Below are 18015 nucleotides of genomic sequence, written 5' to 3'. Positions count from 1 at the left end.
TTAATAAGTTAGTGTTATTTGACCGTTTATGACCAGGGCGTGGAAAACCCTGGTCTATTCATCTTCTATTTCCTTCATTTCATCATTAATTCTGTCGAGCGTTCGTTTGATTGCTGTCGCAGATTCATAATCTTTGTCTTTTTCAGCCTCAACCAATTTTTTCAATAGTTTTTGCTCTTCATTATAGAGATTTTCCATTTAATCAGTCCTTTCTTTTTAATTACATAATTCTACATAAAAATAATAAATCCTTTAATTTAAGTGACCAAAAAAGTGACCAACAGGATAAATTATGGTCACTTTTAATGAATTAAGAAAAACCAAGATATAGTTTCAATTGCTGTAACCCTTGGTACATCAAGGTTTTCACATTAAGATAAACCAAACTAAAGTTCGGATAACGAAATGCATCCATTGTACATCCAAGGGAAATCTTCAGAGAAGCAGTAAAGCGATCTGCCGCCTCTATTATTGTAGTTCATAATCACCCATCCGGCGACCCCAGTCCATCCCAGGAAGATATTCATGTAACAAGGCGGCTTTTGGAGTCAGGGAAATTAATCGGCATCGACGTATTGGACCATCTTATTATCGGTGATAGGAAGTTTGTGTCCCTTAAAGAAAAAGGATACTTATAAATACTATCTATTTTACTGGTTTTTTCGTATAATTGAATAGAAGAATGATAGGATAGCGCCATTTTTCAATTTGTTGAAAGTGGCGCTTATTCAACTTTTATTGTAAAAAATACTTTTGATAAACAGCAATACATATTATAATGATGCTATTGCTACACATAAAATGAACAGATAAACTAAAGCTATAAACAGAAAATCGAACGCAGTATGGAAGGGAAGATTTTTTTTGGGAATATTTAACTTTTCACATGGTATAGGTATAGATTTGGGTACAGCAAATACGCTTGTGTTTTTAAAAGGTAAAGGGATCGTTTTAAGTGAGCCTTCTGTAGTGGCAAAAAATAAGGAAACCGGTGAAATAGAGGCAGTGGGCAGAGATGCTTATAATATGATAGGAAGGACTCCAGGAAATATTTCAGTCATACGTCCAATGAAAGATGGAGTCATAGCCGACTACGAAACAACTGCAGCCATGATGAAATATTATATAAAAAAAGCAATGCGAAAACGTTCGTTTTTAGCCAAAAAACCCAGTATTATGGTATGCGTACCATCAGGGATCACCATGGTGGAAGAAAGGGCGGTCATTGACGCGACAAAGCAGGCAGGAGCAAAAGAAGCCTTTCCAATAGCGGAACCATTTGCAGCAGCAATCGGTGCCGGTTTACCTGTATGGGAACCTACCGGCAGCATGATTGTGGATATTGGTGGTGGCACTACTGAAGTTGCGGTAATCTCTTTGGGCGGAATAGTTACGAGTGCATCCATCCGGACTGCCGGAGATAATCTGGATGAAGCGATAACAAATCACATTAGGAAAACGTATAGTTTAATGATTGGTGAAAGAACAGCTGAATCCATCAAATTTGAAATAGGGACAGCCGGTACAGTTACAAATAATGAAAAAATGGAAATCAGGGGACGGGATCTGTTAACCGGACTGCCGAAAACAATAACCATTACGGCAGAGGAAATTGCTGAATCGCTGGAGGATACAGTCCAATCCATCATTGACGCCGTAAAGGATACACTGGAAAAAACGCCTCCGGAGCTGGCGGCGGATATTATGGATCGGGGCATTGTTTTATCCGGTGGTGGTGCGCTGCTTAAGAACATTGATCAGGTTATTAGTGACGAAACGAAAATGCCTGTATTTGTTACGGAAGATCCATTGGAAAGTGTAGCAATCGGTACAGGGAAGTCATTGGAATACATCGAGCATTTCCGTTCCATCCCACATGTCTCCTCTCGTCCTACGGTTAAATAAGCAGGTGTTTATATGAAATTATTTCAAAAGAAACGACTTTTTATCTTTTTGATTGGCTTCATTATCCTCGTCGTATTAATTGGTTTTTCCATAAGCGGGAGAGATGGTTTAACTACAGCCGAACAATTTATCAATGATACAGTCGGCTGGGGGCAGCGAATTGTGCATGCACCGGTAAACTTTGCTGCGGATGTACTTACCAATATTGAGGATATCAGAAATACGTATAATGAGAACCAGCTGTTAAAAGAAAAACTGGCAGAATATACGGGACTGATTTATGAAAATCAAAAATTAAATGAAGAAAATGAAGACCTTAGAAATCTGATGGAATGGGGGGAGGATTCTATCAGGGATTTCAATCCGATTCAGGCGACAGTTATTTCCCGTTCACCGGAACGATGGGTGGAGCAGGTGACAATAAATAAAGGAATACAGGACGGCGTGGAGATAAACATGGCAGTCATTACTGCAGACGGAATGATCGGAAAGGTGCAAACCACTTCCCAATTTACCTCAACAGTCCAACTGCTTACCGGTTTTGATCAATTCAATCGAATTTCAGCTACCGTTTCCCGGGAGGACAGTGATGATATATTCGGAATGATTGAAGGCTATGATGAAGAAACTGAATCACTTATGTTTAGGATTATTGAAGAGTCAGATGAGGACCTGGAAGAGGGAGAGCTGGTGGTTTCTTCCGGAATGGGCGGTGTATTCCCAGCCGGATTGGTTATTGGCAATGTAATTGAAGTAGTTTCTGATCAATATGGCCTAACCAGAACTGCACTGGTTGAACCGGCAGCCGATATGTATGAAATTAATCATGTCGTAGTTGTAGATCGATCCTTACCTGAAGGGGAAGAAGATGAGGAGGAGAATGATTGATGCAGCACTTGTATATACCGCTTATCCTCTTTTTCTTCCTCATTCTTGAAGGGGTGGCCCTGGAGCTTTTGCCGACTGGTTTATTTACGGGTGAATTGCTGATCGTTCCTCATTGGATTTTATTATTCTTAGTGATGACAGCCATTTTTTACGAAAAGGACAAGACATATTTCTCAGTGATCTATGCCCTTGTGTTTGGCTTGTTAATTGACGTCGTTTACACGGGAATTCTTGGTGTGTATATGTTTTCCTACGCACTTGTCATCTACTTTATGCTGGGTTTTAGAAAAGTGTTGCACGGAAATATTCACGTAACTCTATTATTGGGTATAATAAGTGTAGTACTTGCTGATGCAGCAATTCATGTTATTTATTCAGCAGCCGGTGTGATTCAGATGGTATGGAGTGACTATGCCATTTATCGTTTGTTGCCGACTGTCCTAATGAATATTATATTTTTACTCATTCTCTATCCTTTTACTGCAAAAAAGCTCAGCAAATGGAGCAAAGGGCTTTTGTCAGGGAGTGATTCGTTATAATAATAAAGAGCAAGGTGATTTGGGGTGAGAAATAAGTGCTTGAAAATAAAAAACAGCTGGTTACAATAAAAGGTACCAGGGATGGACTTACATTCTTTATTGATGATACCTGCGCCTTTGATCAAGCTGTTCAGGAACTGCATGATAGAATTAAAAACAGCCGGCCGAAAGAAGACGAGCCGGTCATATCCGTGAAAGTAAAATTGGGTAACCGGTATTTAACAAAAGAATCGGAAAGCCGGTTAATGGAATTGTTTACCGAAGAAAACCGTTTTCAGGTCGACAGGATTGAAACAGATGTGATCCATAAAAAGGATGCAATGCAATGGAAGCAGGAAAGTGAAATAAAAGCCATAAACCAAATAGTTCGCTCCGGTCAGGTACTGGATATTACTGGAGACCTGTTATTAATTGGAGATGTAAATCCCGGCGGGAAAGTAGCAGCTACCGGGAATGTTTACATAATGGGAAGTTTATACGGTATCGCTCACGCAGGTTCGGACGGTGATCGAGAAGCATTTATAGCCGCATCGTACATGAAACCAAGCCAACTGAGGATTGCTGATTACATCAGTCGAGCTCCGGATTATGAATCTGATGGTGTGTATATGGAATGTGGTCTTATTGATGAAGAACAGGATAAAATTATTATTGATCGACTGCAGGTTCTGTCACATAGAAGAAAAGAAATCAGCGGATTCGAAAGGAGAATACAATATGGGTGAAGCAATCGTCATCACTTCCGGTAAAGGCGGAGTCGGAAAAACTACTACTTCTGCAAATATCGGGACTGCTTTGGCGCTGATGGATAAGAAGGTATGTTTAATAGATACGGATATTGGTCTGAGAAATCTTGATGTAATTATGGGATTGGAAAACCGGATTATTTTTGATATCGTTGATGTTATTCAGGAAAGATGCAGATTAAACCAGGCACTGATCAAAGATAAGCGGTTTGAATCCTTATCTCTGCTTCCTGCAGCGCAAACAAGTGATAAAACAGCGGTAACGGAAGAAGGCATGAGGAAAATTATCGATGCTTTAAAGCCGGAATATGATTATATAATTATAGACTGTCCTGCAGGTATTGAGCAGGGGTTTCAAAATGCTGTAGCCGGAGCTGATAAAGCAATTGTAGTAACCACCCCGGAAAAATCCAGTGTCCGAGATGCTGATAGAATCATAGGTTTACTGGAGAATAAAGAAATGGAATCCCCGAAGTTAATTATTAACAGAATTCGCAATCATATGATGAAAAGTGGGGAAATGATGGATATAGATGAAATTATCCAAATCCTTTCCATTGATTTAATTGGTGTTGTAGCTGATGATGAAGATGTCATCAAAGCTTCCAATAATGGTGAACCGGTGGCAATGCAGTCAAAATCAAAAGCGTCCATTGCTTACCGGAATATTGCCAGAAGAATACTTGGGGAAAGTGTCCCTTTACAGTCTCTTGAAGAGGATCAAGGTATGATGCACCGAGTAAAAAAGTTTTTTGGCATGCGTACTTAAATATAAGATTAATCCGCATTATAGAAAATAAAGTAAAACAGCAGAATGGTTCTTTGGAATCGGCATCTGCTGTTTTTCTTGCTTTTTACCATTCCCCGGGTTTTTCTTTCATCATAACTTGTACCACCTTTACATACAATGGAACAAAAGCATGTGAAGGAATGAAGGTTAAATGAAAAAAGGAGTAAAAAGAGTTCGCAAATCGATTGAACAACGAAAAAAGGCACGGGGCTATCCTTACAGAGAAGGAAATAATAAACAGATCATTTCCCATTTACCGCAGGAGGAAGAAAAGCATGGCTATCTTCCGGTTTTTACTGATGTGGCAGGCAATAGAAAGAAAGATAGGGCAATCGCCGGCTTTTTTATGAAAGGTACTTTATCTGTCATGCTTTTTTTTGGTACAGCGTTGTTGTGGCAGTCAGACGCTGCATTTTTGGAATCGCCAAAAAGGTGGTCAAGCATGGCTCTCACTCAGGAATTTCCGTTTGCCAAAGTCAATGTCTGGTATCAGGAAACGTTTGGAACTCCATTGGCATTTACTCCACCAAGCGGAGAAGCTGTGGAAGCTGATGGTTTACTGGCATTTCCGGTAAGCGGTAATGTAACAGAGACGTTTCAGGCAAATGGAAAGGGGATTATGATTGAACCTGGCGAAACAGCGGATGTGGCTGCATTACAGGAAGGGATTGTAATTTTTGCCGGAAATGACCGGGAAACGAATAAAACTATAGTTATACAGCATCCGGATGGCACTAATTCCACTTATGGATTTTTGAACTCCATCGATGTTCATTTATATCAGTATGTTGGCAATAATCAAAGGGTTGGCCAATTTTCTCCAACGGAAAACGAAACAATGTATTTTGCTATAAAAAAAGATAATGACTATATTGACCCGGTTCAGGTGATTCAAGTCGATGATCAAGAATAATTTAAAAAAAGTTCATATCCACCCCATCCTGATTGTATTTATACTTATATCCTTTCTTACAGGTACTTTTTTTGAATTAAGCATTATCCTTTCGATTGTATTGTTGCATGAAACCGGTCATTTCCTAATGGCTGTTTTTTTCAAATGGCGAATAAGAAGAATTATGCTTTGGGTGTTCGGCGGTGTTATGGAGACGGATGAACATGGAAATAAACCAATCCGGGAGGAAGCCCTTGTTATTCTTGCAGGCCCCTTTCAGCATGTTGTCATTTACTTTGTCATACTCCTGATGTCAAGCATGCAGTTGCTGCCGGCATCGGTGCTGGAACTCATTTTTTTCTATAATACGATTATTCTTATTTTTAATTTATTGCCTATTTGGCCGTTGGATGGAGGAAAGCTTTTATTCCTGCTTATTTCCAACTATTTCCCTTTTAAAACCGCGTATCATTTTATTATCTTTTTTTCCATGTGTATAAGTATTTTTCTTTTGTTATTACAATTATGGTTATTCCCCTTTACTTTAAGTGCATTGTTGATTATGCTGTTTTTGTTCATGGAAAACAGGACGGAATGGAAAAATCGTTATTATGTTTTTATGCGTTTTTTATTAAAACGCTATGATGGGGAAAGTACGGTCAGTGGTGTAAAATCCATTGTTTTGCCACATAGCAGTTCGCTGATGGATGCCTTTTCGCATTTTAACCGGCAGAAAAAACACGCTATTTATGTGACATTTCCTGATCAGAAAAGAAAACTACTGGATGAAAATGAATGTTTGCGTAACTTTTTCTATCATAAATACCATAATAAAACGATGGGAGAAATCACGGAAATTGTCAGCTGATTACCGATATACAATGCAAAGAAACGAACACACCTCGTTGACAAGTAGTGTTTAAATATGATAATATCAATACGTTATTCATCGTAGCACCATTGCTACAACCGCTCAGAACAGGTTTTAAACTCGAGGGTATGAGTGCCTGTATGGCGAGTCTTAGTTTATTAAGGAGGTGCAGAAATGTACGCAATTATTGAAACAGGCGGTAAACAGGTAAAAGTAGAAGAAGGTCAGGAGATTTTTGTGGAAAAAGTGAATGCAGATTCGGATGAAACGATTACTTTTGACAAAGTGCTTTTCGTTGGTGGAGATGACGTGAAAGTTGGTGCTCCATATGTGGAAGGAGCAACTGTGACTGCAAAAGTGGAAAAGCAGGGTCGTCAGAAAAAGATTACTGTATTCAAATACAAGCCTAAGAAAAACTACAAGCGTAAACAGGGTCACAGACAGCCTTTTACAAAACTTGTTATTGATAAAATCCAGGCATAAAGGATTTTACGATGATTAAAGTAACTGTAGCACGCTCAGATGGAAAAATTAATGCATTTGAATTGACCGGTCATGCCAAAAGCGGCCCCTACGGTTATGATTTGGTTTGTGCTGCTGTTTCAGCAGTATCGATCGGTACCGTAAATGCTGCTTCTGTTCTGACAGAGGCTGATCTTGACATAAAGCAAGGGGATGAAGGTGGTTACCTGAATGTAAGTATTCCGGAATCTCTTACAGGAGAGACTATGGAAAAACTGCAGCTCTTGTTTGAAGGCATGATCATATCATTAAAATCAATTGAAGCTGAATATGGCGAGTTTATAAACATACAGAGTGAATAAGGAGGTGCATCCAAATGCTTAAAATGGATTTGCAATTTTTTGCCCAGAAAAAAGGTGCTGGAAGTACAAAAAATGGTCGTGATTCCGAGTCCAAACGACTTGGAGCAAAACGCGCAGATGGCCAATTTGTAACTGGTGGATCCATCCTTTACCGTCAGCGTGGAACAAAAATTTATCCGGGTGAAAACGTGGGCCGAGGTGGAGATGATACCCTTTTTGCCAAAGCGGACGGCATTGTTAAATTCGAACGTTTTGGCCGAAACCGTAAAAAAGTAAGTGTTTATCCAGTTGCACAGGAAGCGTAAAATAATGAATTTGTATGAAAAGAGAGGCTGTAGGAATTTTACAGCTTCTCTTTTTTGTTTTTTTTCCAAGCATGTTGAGATTTGGACATGGAGGCCAAATATTTTATAGCATGACCTTTGACGGTTTTTCTGCTATACTTCTTGTTACATAAGGGGGGGCAGTATAATGGAAGATGCCGAAGTAGTAAAACTCCTGCAGCAGTACCGTCATGATTTAATGAATCATTTGCAGATTGTGCAGGGATACATAAGTATGAACAATAGAGAGAAAGCGGAGAAAAAATTAAAAGAAACGATAAGGCATTATGAAAATGAACGTAAATTAATGAATCTAAAGGTACCGGCATTCACACTTTGGCTTATGCAGGTAAATAACTTATTTAACCATATAAAATTGGAATACCATGTATTAACAGAAAAGAAATTGTATCATGTTGACCATGACCTGGTATCCAAAGGAAATAAAATTATATCTGCCATTAATAATACGTACAATAAGGAAGAACTGCTTGAAATAAGCATGGAAATCAAGGATGCAGAGGATTTAATATTTCCACAAGTAAATTATGTTATTCAAGGGCAAAATAGCCGGGAAATGGTGTTGAAAAGGAATTTAAATGATGATGAAGTTCAAGTTAAACAAACACCTGCCGGAATTATTTGCAGTTTTTTAATTCAGTAAAGTCAGTGAGGTGAAAACATTGTTTGTAGATCAGGTTAGTGTTTTTGTAAAAGCAGGAGATGGAGGAAACGGACTTGTTGCCTACCGCAGGGAAAAATACGTCCCCAAAGGCGGCCCTGCAGGCGGTGATGGGGGAAACGGTGCAGATATTGTTTTTAAAGTGGATGAAGGACTAAATACGTTAATGGATTTTCGTTACAACCGCCACTTCAAAGGAAAGCGCGGGGAAAATGGCATGAGTAAAAACAAGCATGGAAAAAATGCCGATCCTTATATCATTTCTGTCCCCCCCGGCACTACCGTTATCGATGAAGAGACAGACGAAACCATTGCTGACTTAACAGCGCATGGGCAGGAGGCCATTATTGCCAAAGGTGGAAGGGGAGGCAGAGGAAACAGCCGTTTTGCGACCCCGCGAAATCCCGCACCTGATATGGCGGAAAATGGGGAGCCCGGGATAGAAAGAAAGATAAGAGTGGAATTGAAATTGATTGCCGATGTAGGTCTGGTTGGTTTCCCAAGTGTGGGTAAATCTACATTCCTATCTGTTGTCAGTGCAGCAAAACCAAAGATTGCTGATTACCATTTTACTACATTGGCGCCTAATTTGGGTGTAGTGGAGACAAGTGATGGACGCAGCTTTGTAATGGCTGATCTGCCGGGGCTTATAGAAGGTGCACATGAAGGGGTCGGTCTGGGCCACCAGTTTCTTCGCCACGTGGAAAGAACCAGATTGCTTGTACATGTTATTGACATGGCTGGAACGGAAGGCCGGGACCCCTATGAAGATTATCAGAAAATTAATCAGGAATTGCAGGAATATGATGATAAAATGATGGATCGCCCACAGATCATTGCTGCAAATAAAATGGACATGCCCGGAGCCGAAGATAATTTAAGAGAATTTAAAGCCAAGATGCAGAAAGATGAACCTGTTTATCAAATATCAGCACTTACAAAAAATGGAGTAAGAGATATATTGTTTGCCATTGCTGATGTTCTGGATACGATTCCAAAGGCTGCACCGCTTACTGAAGAAGTTGAGGAGAAAGTAGTTTACCGTCATCAAAAACAGGAAGCTCCATTTCAGATTACCCGTGATGATGATGGTGCGTATGTTTTATCCGGTGACCGTATAGAGAAATTGTTTAGAATGACGGACTTTAACCACGATGAAGCAGTACAGCGATTTTCAAGGCAATTGCGGAAGATGGGCGTTGATGATGCGTTGAGGGAACGAGGCGCTGAAGATGGTGATACAATTCGTTTATTAAATTATGAATTCGAATTTATTGAATAATATTGCAAACGTGTATAGTAAACAAGGAGGGGAAATGTTGACAACGAAAATCGGTTATTTAGGACCAAAAGGAACATTTACGAAACTAGCGGTGGATACAGCATTTAACGGGGAAGCAAAAGAAAGCTTTGATACGATACCTGAGTGTATAGATGCAGTGGAGGAGAATCGGATTGACATTGGGGTTGTTCCTCTTGAAAATGCTATAGAAGGCACTGTTCAATTAACGGTTGATTATCTGGTTCATCAGGTGCGTCTGCCAATCATGGCAGAAATTGTTGTCCCTATTCAACAGCATTTACTGGTTCACGAGGGTTTTGACGGAAGTTTGGAAGAAATTACAGAGGTACATTCCCACAGTCATGCGATAGCCCAGTGCCATCAATTTTTACATAAAAACATGCCCAATGCAAAATTGGCATTTACTTCTTCAACCGGGAAGGCTGCTGAAATTGTAGGCCGGAGCAACAGTACTAATGCTGCCATTGGCAACTATTTGGCAGCAGAAGAGTATGGTTTGCGTCTGCTTGAGGAAAATATTCATGATTTTTCAAATAACCATACACGGTTTCTAGTGTTAAGCAAAAACAGCAGCCAACCGCTTCAGATTAAGCACGATGTTCAGATGGAGAAAACGAGTCTGCTCATTACACTGCCAAGCGATCAGCCGGGAGCTCTCCACCAGGTATTATCCGCTTTTGCCTGGAGGAAGATGAATTTGTCCAAAATAGAATCCCGTCCGATGAAAACGGGTTTGGGGAATTATTTTTTTATTATTGATGTGAACCAACCGTACGATGATGTTTTATTTCCCGGTGTAAAAGGTGAGCTGGAAGCATTGGGATGTAAGGTAACCTTTCTTGGCAGCTATCCAGTTTACGAGATGAAAATATAAGTATAAATCAGTTTAAAACCGCCAATCACCCTTTGGCGGTTTTTTTATGCAGTATGGATGGTGGAATGGTTATTATTTATCCGACGTTAATTATGCAAAAATATAAATTTGGTTCAACTTTTAACTGTTTTATGCATATGTTGATATAGAGTAATTAGCCCAGTGTTATAAGAAAGGAGATTAGATTGTTTTGAAAATACACGTCGTGCAAAAGGGAGATACATTGTGGGAGATTTCACAGAAATACGGGGTGGATTTTGAGGAATTAAAACAGTTAAACAGCCAGTTGTCCAGTCCGGATATGATTATGCCTGGCATGAAGATTAAAGTGCCTTCGTCTTCCAAAACAGTTAAACACGAAACGAAACCGATCAAGGAGACGAAGAAGGAACCGGTAAAAGAGCCATACAAAGATATTTCGCCAAAGCCGATGCCGGTAATTAAAGAGGATGATAAAAAACCGCCTAAAGAGATAAAGCCTGAAAAACCTAAAATGCCCAAAATGCCCGAAATGCCTGTTCAGCCAATTATTCAAATGCCCATATTGGAACAGGATTTTGATTACCATACTACAGTAAAATTTCCACAGATGCCAAAGCAGCCTGAAGAGAAAAAAGAAAAACCGAAACCACAGCCAAAACCAATGCCAAAACCACAGCCAATAAAAGAAGAGAAGAAAGCGGTAATGCCACCACAACCAATGCCAATACCTATGGCACCATGCTATATGGTTCATCCCTGCTTTGCACCAGCGCCATATCCGATGATGGCACCACCATTTGATTATCATGCTGGACCAATGCAGAAACATGGAAAAAAAGATTGTGGTTGTCAAGGTACAGGAATGCAGTATCCGCAAATGATGCCATATCAAATGTCTGAAGGCATTGGTAACCCGCCATCAAGTATGGCAGCGCCGCAGCAGCCGTTGCCGCAAACCGGTTTTACATCCCAGCAACAGCAGCAGCCAGATTTTATTCCGGCACAACCACAACAATCAACGATGTATCCGCCGCCATTATCTCCGGGTATGAATCCGTCTTACCCAAGTCCTCCGGAATATCCACAAAACTACCTTAGGAAAGATGAGGACGAAAAAGGTAATGAGGAATGAATTAATTCAAAGAGACGAAATAATTAATCGTCTCTCTTCTTTTTTGTTCAAAGAAGGAAAATTAAAAGTAAAGAAATTAGCTGCAATTAAGTCGCATGTTTTACTTATGGAGACACAAAATAACCGAAAATATATTTTAAAGAAACATATAAATAAAAAAATCCTGCTGCAACAATGGGGTTTTTTCAAGATGATCGGCAATGAGTATATCGTTCCGTTTCACCCTTTCCCAAATGGACGGGAATTTCTGACTTATAATAATCATTACTATACCATCGCACCATATATAGAAGGGAAAAAGTTAAATTATCAATCAGCCGGAGACAGAAGATCAGCAGTGGATACTTTAAAACAATTTCATGAAAATGCAAGTAATATTCATATGAAAAACCCTGTGGAAAGAAAACAATTTCTTATTAAATGGCATGAGCGGTTTCAGGCATTTAAGCAAACAGAATCTTTATTTTACAAATACGGATTTGGGCATTTATATGCGGACATAGTACAAACAACAACATTTTATTTTCAATTCCTTTCTCAATTTCCTTGGCAGCATCTTGAAAAAAATGCAAAAAGAAAAGGGACATGGATCCATGGAGATGTAGCCTCACACAACTTTATACGTACCCCACAACAAACCATCATGATTGACTTCGATTTATTGCATCGCACTCCCCAGCTGTATGATTTTATTCAATTGGGTCAAAGGTTTCTCCCGTACGAAAAATGGGAAATAGATGAATTAATCGGGTATAATATGGTGCCGGAAGAGCATTTAAAAATGTGGGCTTACGCCATGGCCCTGCCCAGTGATGTGTTCAGGGAGTGGTTGTATTTCCTGAGGAAAAAGCCGGCTTCTGTTTTTAATTATTTGAACCAACTTGATAATGAGTGGGTCCATCGACGATATTTCTTTAAAAGTATAAAAAATATGATAAACTAACATAAGACAGGTTTCAAAATAGGAGTGATAGCTATGAAAGAACATGTAGACGGAATTGTCAAATGGCTGCAGAACCAGGTTAACGAAACTGGGACAAAAGGATTGGTTGTGGGTGTAAGCGGTGGACTGGATTCTGCTGTTGTTGCTCATTTAATGAAACGAGCCATGCCGGATAACTCACTGGGTGTTTTACTGCCAATTTACACCTCCGAAGAAAATATGGGGCATGCGAATGAGGTTATAAAAAGCAGTGGGATAGATTCGGTAACAATTGATTTAACGGAAACGCATAAAACCATGTATTCAGAAATTAAAAACCAATTAAAGGAAAGCAATGCTTTTATTGATGCAAACGACCGATTATCCTCTGCCAATTTACGGGCCAGACTGCGAATGAGTGCGTTGTACGCATTGGCCACAAATTATAATTATTTGGTTGTTGGGACGGATAATGCTTCTGAATTTTATACCGGTTATTTCACGAAATACGGGGATGGCGGTGTCGATATTTTGCCGGTAGTGGAATTTACCAAGAAGGAAATCCGGGAAATGGCTGCTTACTTGGGCGTTCCGGATGATATCGTTCAGAAAAAGCCAAGCGCCGATTTGTGGGAAGGTCAAACAGATGAGGATGAGATGGGTACAACTTATGACATGATCGATGATTATTTGAAAGGGAAGGAAATTCCGTTAAAAGATAAAGAAATTATTGAAAGAATGCATGCCAAAAGTGCACATAAACGTGATCCCCTTCCACAGTATAAACGGCGTTAATTCCCTGTAATTAACAGTGTAAAAAAACCTCCTTTATACAAACTATTGTATAAGGGAGGTTTCATATGTATGGTTAAACGACTGATATTACCGTGTAGTTTATTGCTGTTTTTTATTGCCGCCTGTACAAATGCCGGTGAAGAGGAAACAAGTATGTATGCTGATGACAACGACGTTACCGAGCCTATTCACTATGAAACAGAGCAGGAACGAAAAGATCGTCTGAATGTGCGTGAACCTTCGATTGGAGAACGGGGAGGGTATCCTCAATCGAAACAGGAAAATGTCAGTGATGCAGATTTTGAAAGTGAATATACGGACTTGTATACAACTGACAGAACAGAGGAAATTGCTGATTATTTAAAAAGAAAACAGGAAATTGTTCAGGCACAGGTGGCGGAAACTGATGACCGGATAGTAATTGGTGTTTTGCTTCCGGAACATACAAACCGTGACGTTGAGGTAAGCGGATCAATTGAGGAAGAAGTCAGAGATATCCTCCCCGGAACAAATAAGCAGATTATAGTAATTACGGATGACGTATACTGGGATCGGATGAAGAACATTGATGCCAGATGGAAGGCAAGGGAAAGAGGCGAAGATCTTGGCGAAATGCTTGAAGATTATTTTAACACGGGGAACAACAATTAAAAGTCTTTGCTGATGCAAAGGCTTTTTTTACCTTGAATAAATACTTCTTTATGAACCATTCATATTTTGGTATAGTATAAATGGAATTTATCGTCATTTAAATTTGAAAGAAGAGAGAGGAGAATGTCCGATGGCAGGTCATTCTAAATGGAATAATATAAAAAGAAGAAAGAATGCCCAGGATGCAAAAAAAGGAAAAATCTTTATGCGCCATGCCAAAGAAATATATCAGGCTGCCAAGGAAGGTGGCGGTGACGTGTCAATGAATGCCTCTTTAAGAACTGCCGTAGAAAAGGCGAAAGCAGTTAATATGCCAAATGACAATATTGATCGTGCCATCAAAAAGGCAACCGGCACCCTGGACGGTGCCACCTTTGAAGAGATAACCTATGAAGGTTATGGACCTGGCGGCGTTGCAGTTATCGTTCATGCCTTAACGGATAATAAAAACAGAACCGCAGCAGAGGTCAGGCATGCATTCAAAAAGAATGAAGGTAACCTTGGCGAAAACGGAAGTGTTTCTTTCATGTTTGACCGGAAAGGCTATATAATCATTGCAAATGAAGATGGAACCGTTGACGAGGATACCATCACGATGGATGCTTTGGAAGCAGGGGCGGAAGACATTGTTGCACAGGAAGATGTATATGAAATAATTACTGCGCCGGAAGACTTTCGTGATGCAGTTGCATATTTAACAGAGCATGGTTACACGATTGCTGATGCAGAAGTAACATATCTCCCGCAGAATTACAATACAGTTTCAGAGGAAGATGAAAAAAAACTGGAAAGTATGATTGAAGCTCTGGAAGAAAATGAGGATGTCCAGGACATTCATCATAATCTGCAAATAACTCAATAATGTACTATGGTTGAGATTTAGACATGTATACCACCTTTACATTTTTAAGAATGCTTCCTTGCCGGATTTTACTTACTATTGGATGGCCTGAGAGAATGCGAGGGGTTAGCGTTTTTCCCCGCTTATGTTAAAATGGGATGAGGTAAAAAAGGAGAAGAAGAGATGATTGCATATATCAGAGGGAAACTTTCTACGATACAGGATGATGCTGTGATCGTGGATGTACATGGAATTGGGTATGAAATTATCTGTCCCAATCCTTTTGTTTTTCAATCCTATTTAAACGAGGATTTATTAATTCATACATACCATTATGTCCGGGAAGATCAGCAGCTGTTATACGGATTTAAAAACAATGATGAAAAATATTTATTTACCAAGCTTATTTCCGTGTCCGGTATCGGCCCAAAAGGGGCATTGGCTATATTAGGGTCTGTCCATATTGAGGATTTTGTTGCTGCCGTAGAACAGGAAGACGAAAAATACCTGACGGGTTTCCCTGGTGTGGGCAAAAAAACAGCCAGACAGATCATCCTGGATTTAAAAGGCAAGCTGACTTCGGAAATCTCCATAGCCACCAGGGAAGAAGATGGAGAAAAGAACAGCAGCCAAAAAGATGTTTCCGGTCTTCTGGAAGCACAGGAAGCACTCCTGTCACTGGGCTATACGGACAGAGAAATTAGAGGAGTCTTACCGGAACTGCGCAAAATGGAAAGTAAGCAAACGGATGAGATTATCCGCAGGGCATTGTCATTATTAATGAAAACTTAGGAAGGGGGGGTACGGATGGAAGAACGCATGATTACCGGCGAATTGCAAAAAGAGGATGAAACGGTGGAATTGAGCCTTCGCCCGGATACGCTGAAACAATATATTGGTCAGCAAAAGGCAAAGGAAAACCTGAGTATTTTTATCCAGGCAGCGAAAATGCGGGAGGAACCGCTTGATCATGTTCTGCTTTACGGACCACCTGGACTCGGGAAAACAACTTTGGCTTTAATTATAGCCAACGAAATGGGTGTACAGTTCCGCTCGACTTCTGGTCCTGCAATTGAACGGTCGGGGGACCTTGCAGCCATCCTTTCATCACTTGAACCTGGAGATGTCCTGTTTATAGATGAGATTCACCGCCTGCCAAGGTCGGTGGAAGAAGTATTGTATCCTGCAATGGAGGATTTCTTTTTGGATATTGTCATTGGAAGTGGTCCAAGTGCCAGGTCTGTCCGCATCGATCTGCCTCCTTTTACACTTGTAGGAGCAACGACCCGGGCAGGCCTCCTGTCTGCTCCGCTGCGAGATCGGTTTGGGGTGTTGAGCAGACTGGAATTCTATGAGACAGCGGATCTTTGTGCGATTATAGAACGTACAGCGGATATTTTTGAAACGGCGGTAACAAGGGAAGCTGCGGTGGAAATAGCCAAAAGGTCAAGAGGAACACCACGTATTGCAAACCGATTGTTAAAGCGGATCCGCGATATTTCCCAGGTGAAAGGAGAAAAGGAAATCAGCTTGGATACAACAGATGAAGCTTTAAAAATGCTCCAGGTGGACCAGGCGGGATTGGACCATGTTGACCATAAATTACTAAAAGGAATTATAGATCATTATCAGGGCGGGCCTGTCGGACTGGATTCCATTGCCGCTACTATTGGGGAGGAATCCCAGACGATTGAAGATGTATATGAACCATTTTTATTACAGCTTGGGTTTATACAGCGTACTCCAAGGGGAAGGATAGTAACAGAAAAAGCCTACCGCCATTTTGGGTTGAAAGTGAATGATGGAGAATGAATCCAGGTAAACTATTCATTATACTCGGTATTATATTTCTTGTGATTGGATTGCTGTGGACCTTTATAGGTCGCCTGCCGGGAGATATAAGTTTTAGAAGGGGCAATTTCTCCTTCCACTTTCCGATTATGACCTCCATCGTAGTAAGTATTATTTTAACCTTAATTTTTTACATCATAAGCAGGTTTCGTTAAAGGAGATACAGCATGCAAATTGAAGATTTTGATTTTGAATTACCGGAGGAATTAATTGCCCAGACCCCTTTAAAAGACAGGGCAGCTTCCCGTCTGCTTGTACTGAATAGAAAGACTGGGAAGGTGAATCATGCGCATTTTCCATCCATCAAAGATTATCTGTCTCCGGGTGATTGTCTGGTGCTCAATGATACCCGGGTGCTGCCGGCCCGTCTGTATGGAACGAAAAAGGATACCAATGCGAATGTGGAAACACTGCTGCTTCACCAACAGGAAAAAGATAGATGGGAAGTGCTGGTTAAACCCGCAAAAAAAGTGAAAGAAGGAACGGAAATATCTTTTGGCGATGGAAGGCTGCAGGCAGTATGTAAGTCGGTGAAGGAGCACGGCGGACGAATACTTGAATTTTCCTATAAAGGCATTTTTTACGAAGTCCTTGATGAACTGGGGGAAATGCCGCTTCCCCCATATATAAAAGAACAGCTTTCGGAAAAGGAAAGATACCAGACGGTATTTGCAAAGGAAGAAGGTTCTGCTGCTGCACCGACAGCCGGTTTGCATTTTACAAATGAATTGTTGGAAGAAATAAAAGAAATGGGTGTACAAATTGCATTTATCACCCTGCATGTCGGACTTGGCACGTTTCGCCCTGTTAGTGCGGAGACTATTGAAGAGCATAATATGCATGCTGAATTTTACCACATGTCAAAAGATACAGCCCGTGTATTAAATAATGTAAAAGAAAAAAACGGAAAAATTGTTTCTGTTGGGACCACTTCCACCAGAACACTGGAAACGATTATGCGGGACCATGATGGCATTTTCAGAGAAGCGTCCGGTTGGACGGATATATTTATTTATCCACCCTATAAATTTAAAGCAGTGGATGCCCTTGTTACAAATTTTCATTTGCCAAAATCCACTTTGATTATGCTTGTCAGTGCATTTGCCGACAGGGAAACGATACTTGAGGCGTATGAGGAAGCAGTCAGGGAGCGCTACCGTTTCTTTAGTTTCGGGGATGCAATGTTAATTTTATAAAAAGGAAC

Annotated in this window: 23 protein-coding genes, 1 pseudogene and 1 other annotated feature; of the genes and pseudogenes, 23 read left to right on the top strand and 1 reads right to left on the bottom strand. The window is 40.3% G+C overall.

Translation table 11 applies throughout. The features are described from left to right. Positions 1–54: 54 nt before the first annotated feature. A complete protein-coding gene (locus ACZ42C_RS06095) occupies positions 55–198 on the bottom strand; it encodes a hypothetical protein (protein WP_461182679.1) in 144 nt (47 codons plus the stop codon). Positions 199–404: 206 nt separating this feature from the next. Between ACZ42C_RS06095 and ACZ42C_RS06090 the strand changes: the two are divergent. The 23 genes and pseudogenes from ACZ42C_RS06090 to queA form a co-directional block, all read left to right on the top strand. Further along, positions 405–638: pseudogene (locus ACZ42C_RS06090) on the top strand (JAB domain-containing protein); the annotation flags it as partial. A gap of 226 nt (positions 639–864) precedes the next feature. Continuing rightward, positions 865–1905 (top strand): rod shape-determining protein, encoded by a 1041-nt coding sequence (locus ACZ42C_RS06085; RefSeq protein WP_461182680.1) that lies wholly within the window; start codon positions 865–867, stop codon positions 1903–1905. A gap of 12 nt (positions 1906–1917) precedes the next feature. After that, a complete protein-coding gene (mreC, locus tag ACZ42C_RS06080) occupies positions 1918–2793 on the top strand; it encodes a rod shape-determining protein MreC (protein WP_461182681.1) in 876 nt (291 codons plus the stop codon). Then, the gene (gene mreD, locus ACZ42C_RS06075) at positions 2793–3332 is read left to right on the top strand and encodes a rod shape-determining protein MreD (protein WP_461182719.1); all 540 of its coding nucleotides are present in this window, start codon (positions 2793–2795) and stop codon (positions 3330–3332) included. Before mreC ends, mreD begins: the two co-directional genes overlap by 1 nt. A gap of 35 nt (positions 3333–3367) precedes the next feature. After that, positions 3368–4057: a septum site-determining protein MinC gene (minC, locus tag ACZ42C_RS06070; protein WP_461182682.1), complete on the top strand. Its 690-nt coding sequence runs from the start codon at positions 3368–3370 to the stop codon at positions 4055–4057. Next, the gene (gene minD, locus ACZ42C_RS06065) at positions 4050–4847 is read left to right on the top strand and encodes a septum site-determining protein MinD (protein ID WP_461182683.1); all 798 of its coding nucleotides are present in this window, start codon (positions 4050–4052) and stop codon (positions 4845–4847) included. Before minC ends, minD begins: the two co-directional genes overlap by 8 nt. Positions 4848–5019: 172 nt before the next feature. Then, positions 5020–5781, top strand: coding sequence for a peptidoglycan DD-metalloendopeptidase family protein (locus tag ACZ42C_RS06060; RefSeq protein ID WP_461182684.1), 762 nt, complete (start codon positions 5020–5022; stop codon positions 5779–5781). Beyond that, positions 5768–6628, top strand: a complete 861-nt coding sequence (locus ACZ42C_RS06055; protein ID WP_461182685.1) for a M50 family metallopeptidase — start codon at positions 5768–5770, stop codon at positions 6626–6628. Before ACZ42C_RS06060 ends, ACZ42C_RS06055 begins: the two co-directional genes overlap by 14 nt. An 89-nt stretch (positions 6629–6717) precedes the next feature. Beyond that, positions 6718–6792: a sequence feature (ribosomal protein L21 leader region), on the top strand. Between the two features lie 13 nt (positions 6793–6805). Continuing rightward, positions 6806–7114, top strand: coding sequence for a 50S ribosomal protein L21 (gene rplU, locus ACZ42C_RS06050; RefSeq protein WP_461182686.1), 309 nt, complete (start codon positions 6806–6808; stop codon positions 7112–7114). 11 nt (positions 7115–7125) lie between these two features. Next, on the top strand, positions 7126–7455 hold the full coding sequence (locus ACZ42C_RS06045; protein WP_461182687.1) for a ribosomal-processing cysteine protease Prp: 330 nt from the start codon (positions 7126–7128) through the stop codon (positions 7453–7455). A 14-nt stretch (positions 7456–7469) separates the two neighbouring features. Next, the gene (gene rpmA, locus ACZ42C_RS06040; RefSeq protein WP_461182688.1) at positions 7470–7760 is read left to right on the top strand and encodes a 50S ribosomal protein L27; all 291 of its coding nucleotides are present in this window, start codon (positions 7470–7472) and stop codon (positions 7758–7760) included. Between the two features lie 166 nt (positions 7761–7926). After that, positions 7927–8442 (top strand): Spo0B domain-containing protein, encoded by a 516-nt coding sequence (locus ACZ42C_RS06035; RefSeq protein ID WP_461182689.1) that lies wholly within the window; start codon positions 7927–7929, stop codon positions 8440–8442. 19 nt (positions 8443–8461) lie between these two features. Continuing rightward, the gene (obgE, locus tag ACZ42C_RS06030; protein WP_461182690.1) at positions 8462–9742 is read left to right on the top strand and encodes a GTPase ObgE; all 1281 of its coding nucleotides are present in this window, start codon (positions 8462–8464) and stop codon (positions 9740–9742) included. 34 nt (positions 9743–9776) lie between these two features. Further along, positions 9777–10637, top strand: a complete 861-nt coding sequence (pheA, locus tag ACZ42C_RS06025; RefSeq protein WP_461182691.1) for a prephenate dehydratase — start codon at positions 9777–9779, stop codon at positions 10635–10637. A gap of 190 nt (positions 10638–10827) precedes the next feature. Continuing rightward, positions 10828–11751, top strand: a complete 924-nt coding sequence (gene safA, locus ACZ42C_RS06020; RefSeq protein ID WP_461182692.1) for a SafA/ExsA family spore coat assembly protein — start codon at positions 10828–10830, stop codon at positions 11749–11751. Next, positions 11741–12694, top strand: coding sequence for a phosphotransferase (locus ACZ42C_RS06015; RefSeq protein ID WP_461182693.1), 954 nt, complete (start codon positions 11741–11743; stop codon positions 12692–12694). Before safA ends, ACZ42C_RS06015 begins: the two co-directional genes overlap by 11 nt. Before the next feature lie 33 nt (positions 12695–12727). Then, positions 12728–13468 carry an NAD(+) synthase gene (gene nadE / locus ACZ42C_RS06010; protein ID WP_461182694.1) on the top strand — a complete coding sequence of 247 codons (741 nt, stop codon included), beginning with the start codon at positions 12728–12730 and terminating at the stop codon, positions 13466–13468. A 69-nt stretch (positions 13469–13537) separates the two neighbouring features. Then, entirely contained in the window at positions 13538–14119 is a 582-nt protein-coding gene (locus tag ACZ42C_RS06005; RefSeq protein WP_461182695.1) for a YhcN/YlaJ family sporulation lipoprotein, read from the top strand. 130 nt (positions 14120–14249) lie between these two features. Then, positions 14250–14981 (top strand): YebC/PmpR family DNA-binding transcriptional regulator, encoded by a 732-nt coding sequence (locus ACZ42C_RS06000; protein WP_461182696.1) that lies wholly within the window; start codon positions 14250–14252, stop codon positions 14979–14981. 162 nt (positions 14982–15143) lie between these two features. After that, entirely contained in the window at positions 15144–15752 is a 609-nt protein-coding gene (ruvA, locus tag ACZ42C_RS05995) for a Holliday junction branch migration protein RuvA (RefSeq protein ID WP_461182697.1), read from the top strand. A 15-nt stretch (positions 15753–15767) separates the two neighbouring features. Further along, positions 15768–16772, top strand: a complete 1005-nt coding sequence (gene ruvB / locus ACZ42C_RS05990; RefSeq protein ID WP_461182698.1) for a Holliday junction branch migration DNA helicase RuvB — start codon at positions 15768–15770, stop codon at positions 16770–16772. Next, complete coding sequence (locus ACZ42C_RS05985) at positions 16769–16966, top strand: DUF2905 domain-containing protein (RefSeq protein WP_461182699.1); 198 nt, start codon at positions 16769–16771, stop codon at positions 16964–16966. The genes ruvB and ACZ42C_RS05985 overlap by 4 nt, the downstream gene beginning before the upstream one ends. Positions 16967–16978: 12 nt before the next feature. After that, positions 16979–18007, top strand: a complete 1029-nt coding sequence (gene queA, locus ACZ42C_RS05980; RefSeq protein WP_461182700.1) for a tRNA preQ1(34) S-adenosylmethionine ribosyltransferase-isomerase QueA — start codon at positions 16979–16981, stop codon at positions 18005–18007. Positions 18008–18015 lie beyond the last annotated feature (8 nt).

The sequence above is a fragment of the Virgibacillus kimchii genome, from assembly GCF_055379185.1.
This window is presented reverse-complemented; position numbering and strand designations above follow the sequence as displayed.

Coding starts and splice junctions, on each gene's coding strand:
- rplU (WP_461182686.1), top strand. CDS start 6,806: ATGTACGCAATTATTGAAACAGGCGGTAAACAGGTAAAAGTAGAAGAA.
- queA (WP_461182700.1), top strand. CDS start 16,979: ATGCAAATTGAAGATTTTGATTTTGAATTACCGGAGGAATTAATTGCC.
- ACZ42C_RS06045 (WP_461182687.1), top strand. CDS start 7,126: ATGATTAAAGTAACTGTAGCACGCTCAGATGGAAAAATTAATGCATTT.
- pheA (WP_461182691.1), top strand. CDS start 9,777: ATGTTGACAACGAAAATCGGTTATTTAGGACCAAAAGGAACATTTACG.
- mreC (WP_461182681.1), top strand. CDS start 1,918: ATGAAATTATTTCAAAAGAAACGACTTTTTATCTTTTTGATTGGCTTC.
- ACZ42C_RS05985 (WP_461182699.1), top strand. CDS start 16,769: ATGAATCCAGGTAAACTATTCATTATACTCGGTATTATATTTCTTGTG.
- ACZ42C_RS06055 (WP_461182685.1), top strand. CDS start 5,768: ATGATCAAGAATAATTTAAAAAAAGTTCATATCCACCCCATCCTGATT.
- ruvB (WP_461182698.1), top strand. CDS start 15,768: ATGGAAGAACGCATGATTACCGGCGAATTGCAAAAAGAGGATGAAACG.
- ACZ42C_RS06015 (WP_461182693.1), top strand. CDS start 11,741: ATGAGGAATGAATTAATTCAAAGAGACGAAATAATTAATCGTCTCTCT.
- minD (WP_461182683.1), top strand. CDS start 4,050: ATGGGTGAAGCAATCGTCATCACTTCCGGTAAAGGCGGAGTCGGAAAA.
- ACZ42C_RS06005 (WP_461182695.1), top strand. CDS start 13,538: ATGGTTAAACGACTGATATTACCGTGTAGTTTATTGCTGTTTTTTATT.
- ruvA (WP_461182697.1), top strand. CDS start 15,144: ATGATTGCATATATCAGAGGGAAACTTTCTACGATACAGGATGATGCT.
- rpmA (WP_461182688.1), top strand. CDS start 7,470: ATGCTTAAAATGGATTTGCAATTTTTTGCCCAGAAAAAAGGTGCTGGA.
- nadE (WP_461182694.1), top strand. CDS start 12,728: ATGAAAGAACATGTAGACGGAATTGTCAAATGGCTGCAGAACCAGGTT.
- ACZ42C_RS06095 (WP_461182679.1), bottom strand. CDS start 198: ATGGAAAATCTCTATAATGAAGAGCAAAAACTATTGAAAAAATTGGTT.
- ACZ42C_RS06035 (WP_461182689.1), top strand. CDS start 7,927: ATGGAAGATGCCGAAGTAGTAAAACTCCTGCAGCAGTACCGTCATGAT.
- ACZ42C_RS06060 (WP_461182684.1), top strand. CDS start 5,020: ATGAAAAAAGGAGTAAAAAGAGTTCGCAAATCGATTGAACAACGAAAA.
- ACZ42C_RS06000 (WP_461182696.1), top strand. CDS start 14,250: ATGGCAGGTCATTCTAAATGGAATAATATAAAAAGAAGAAAGAATGCC.
- mreD (WP_461182719.1), top strand. CDS start 2,793: ATGCAGCACTTGTATATACCGCTTATCCTCTTTTTCTTCCTCATTCTT.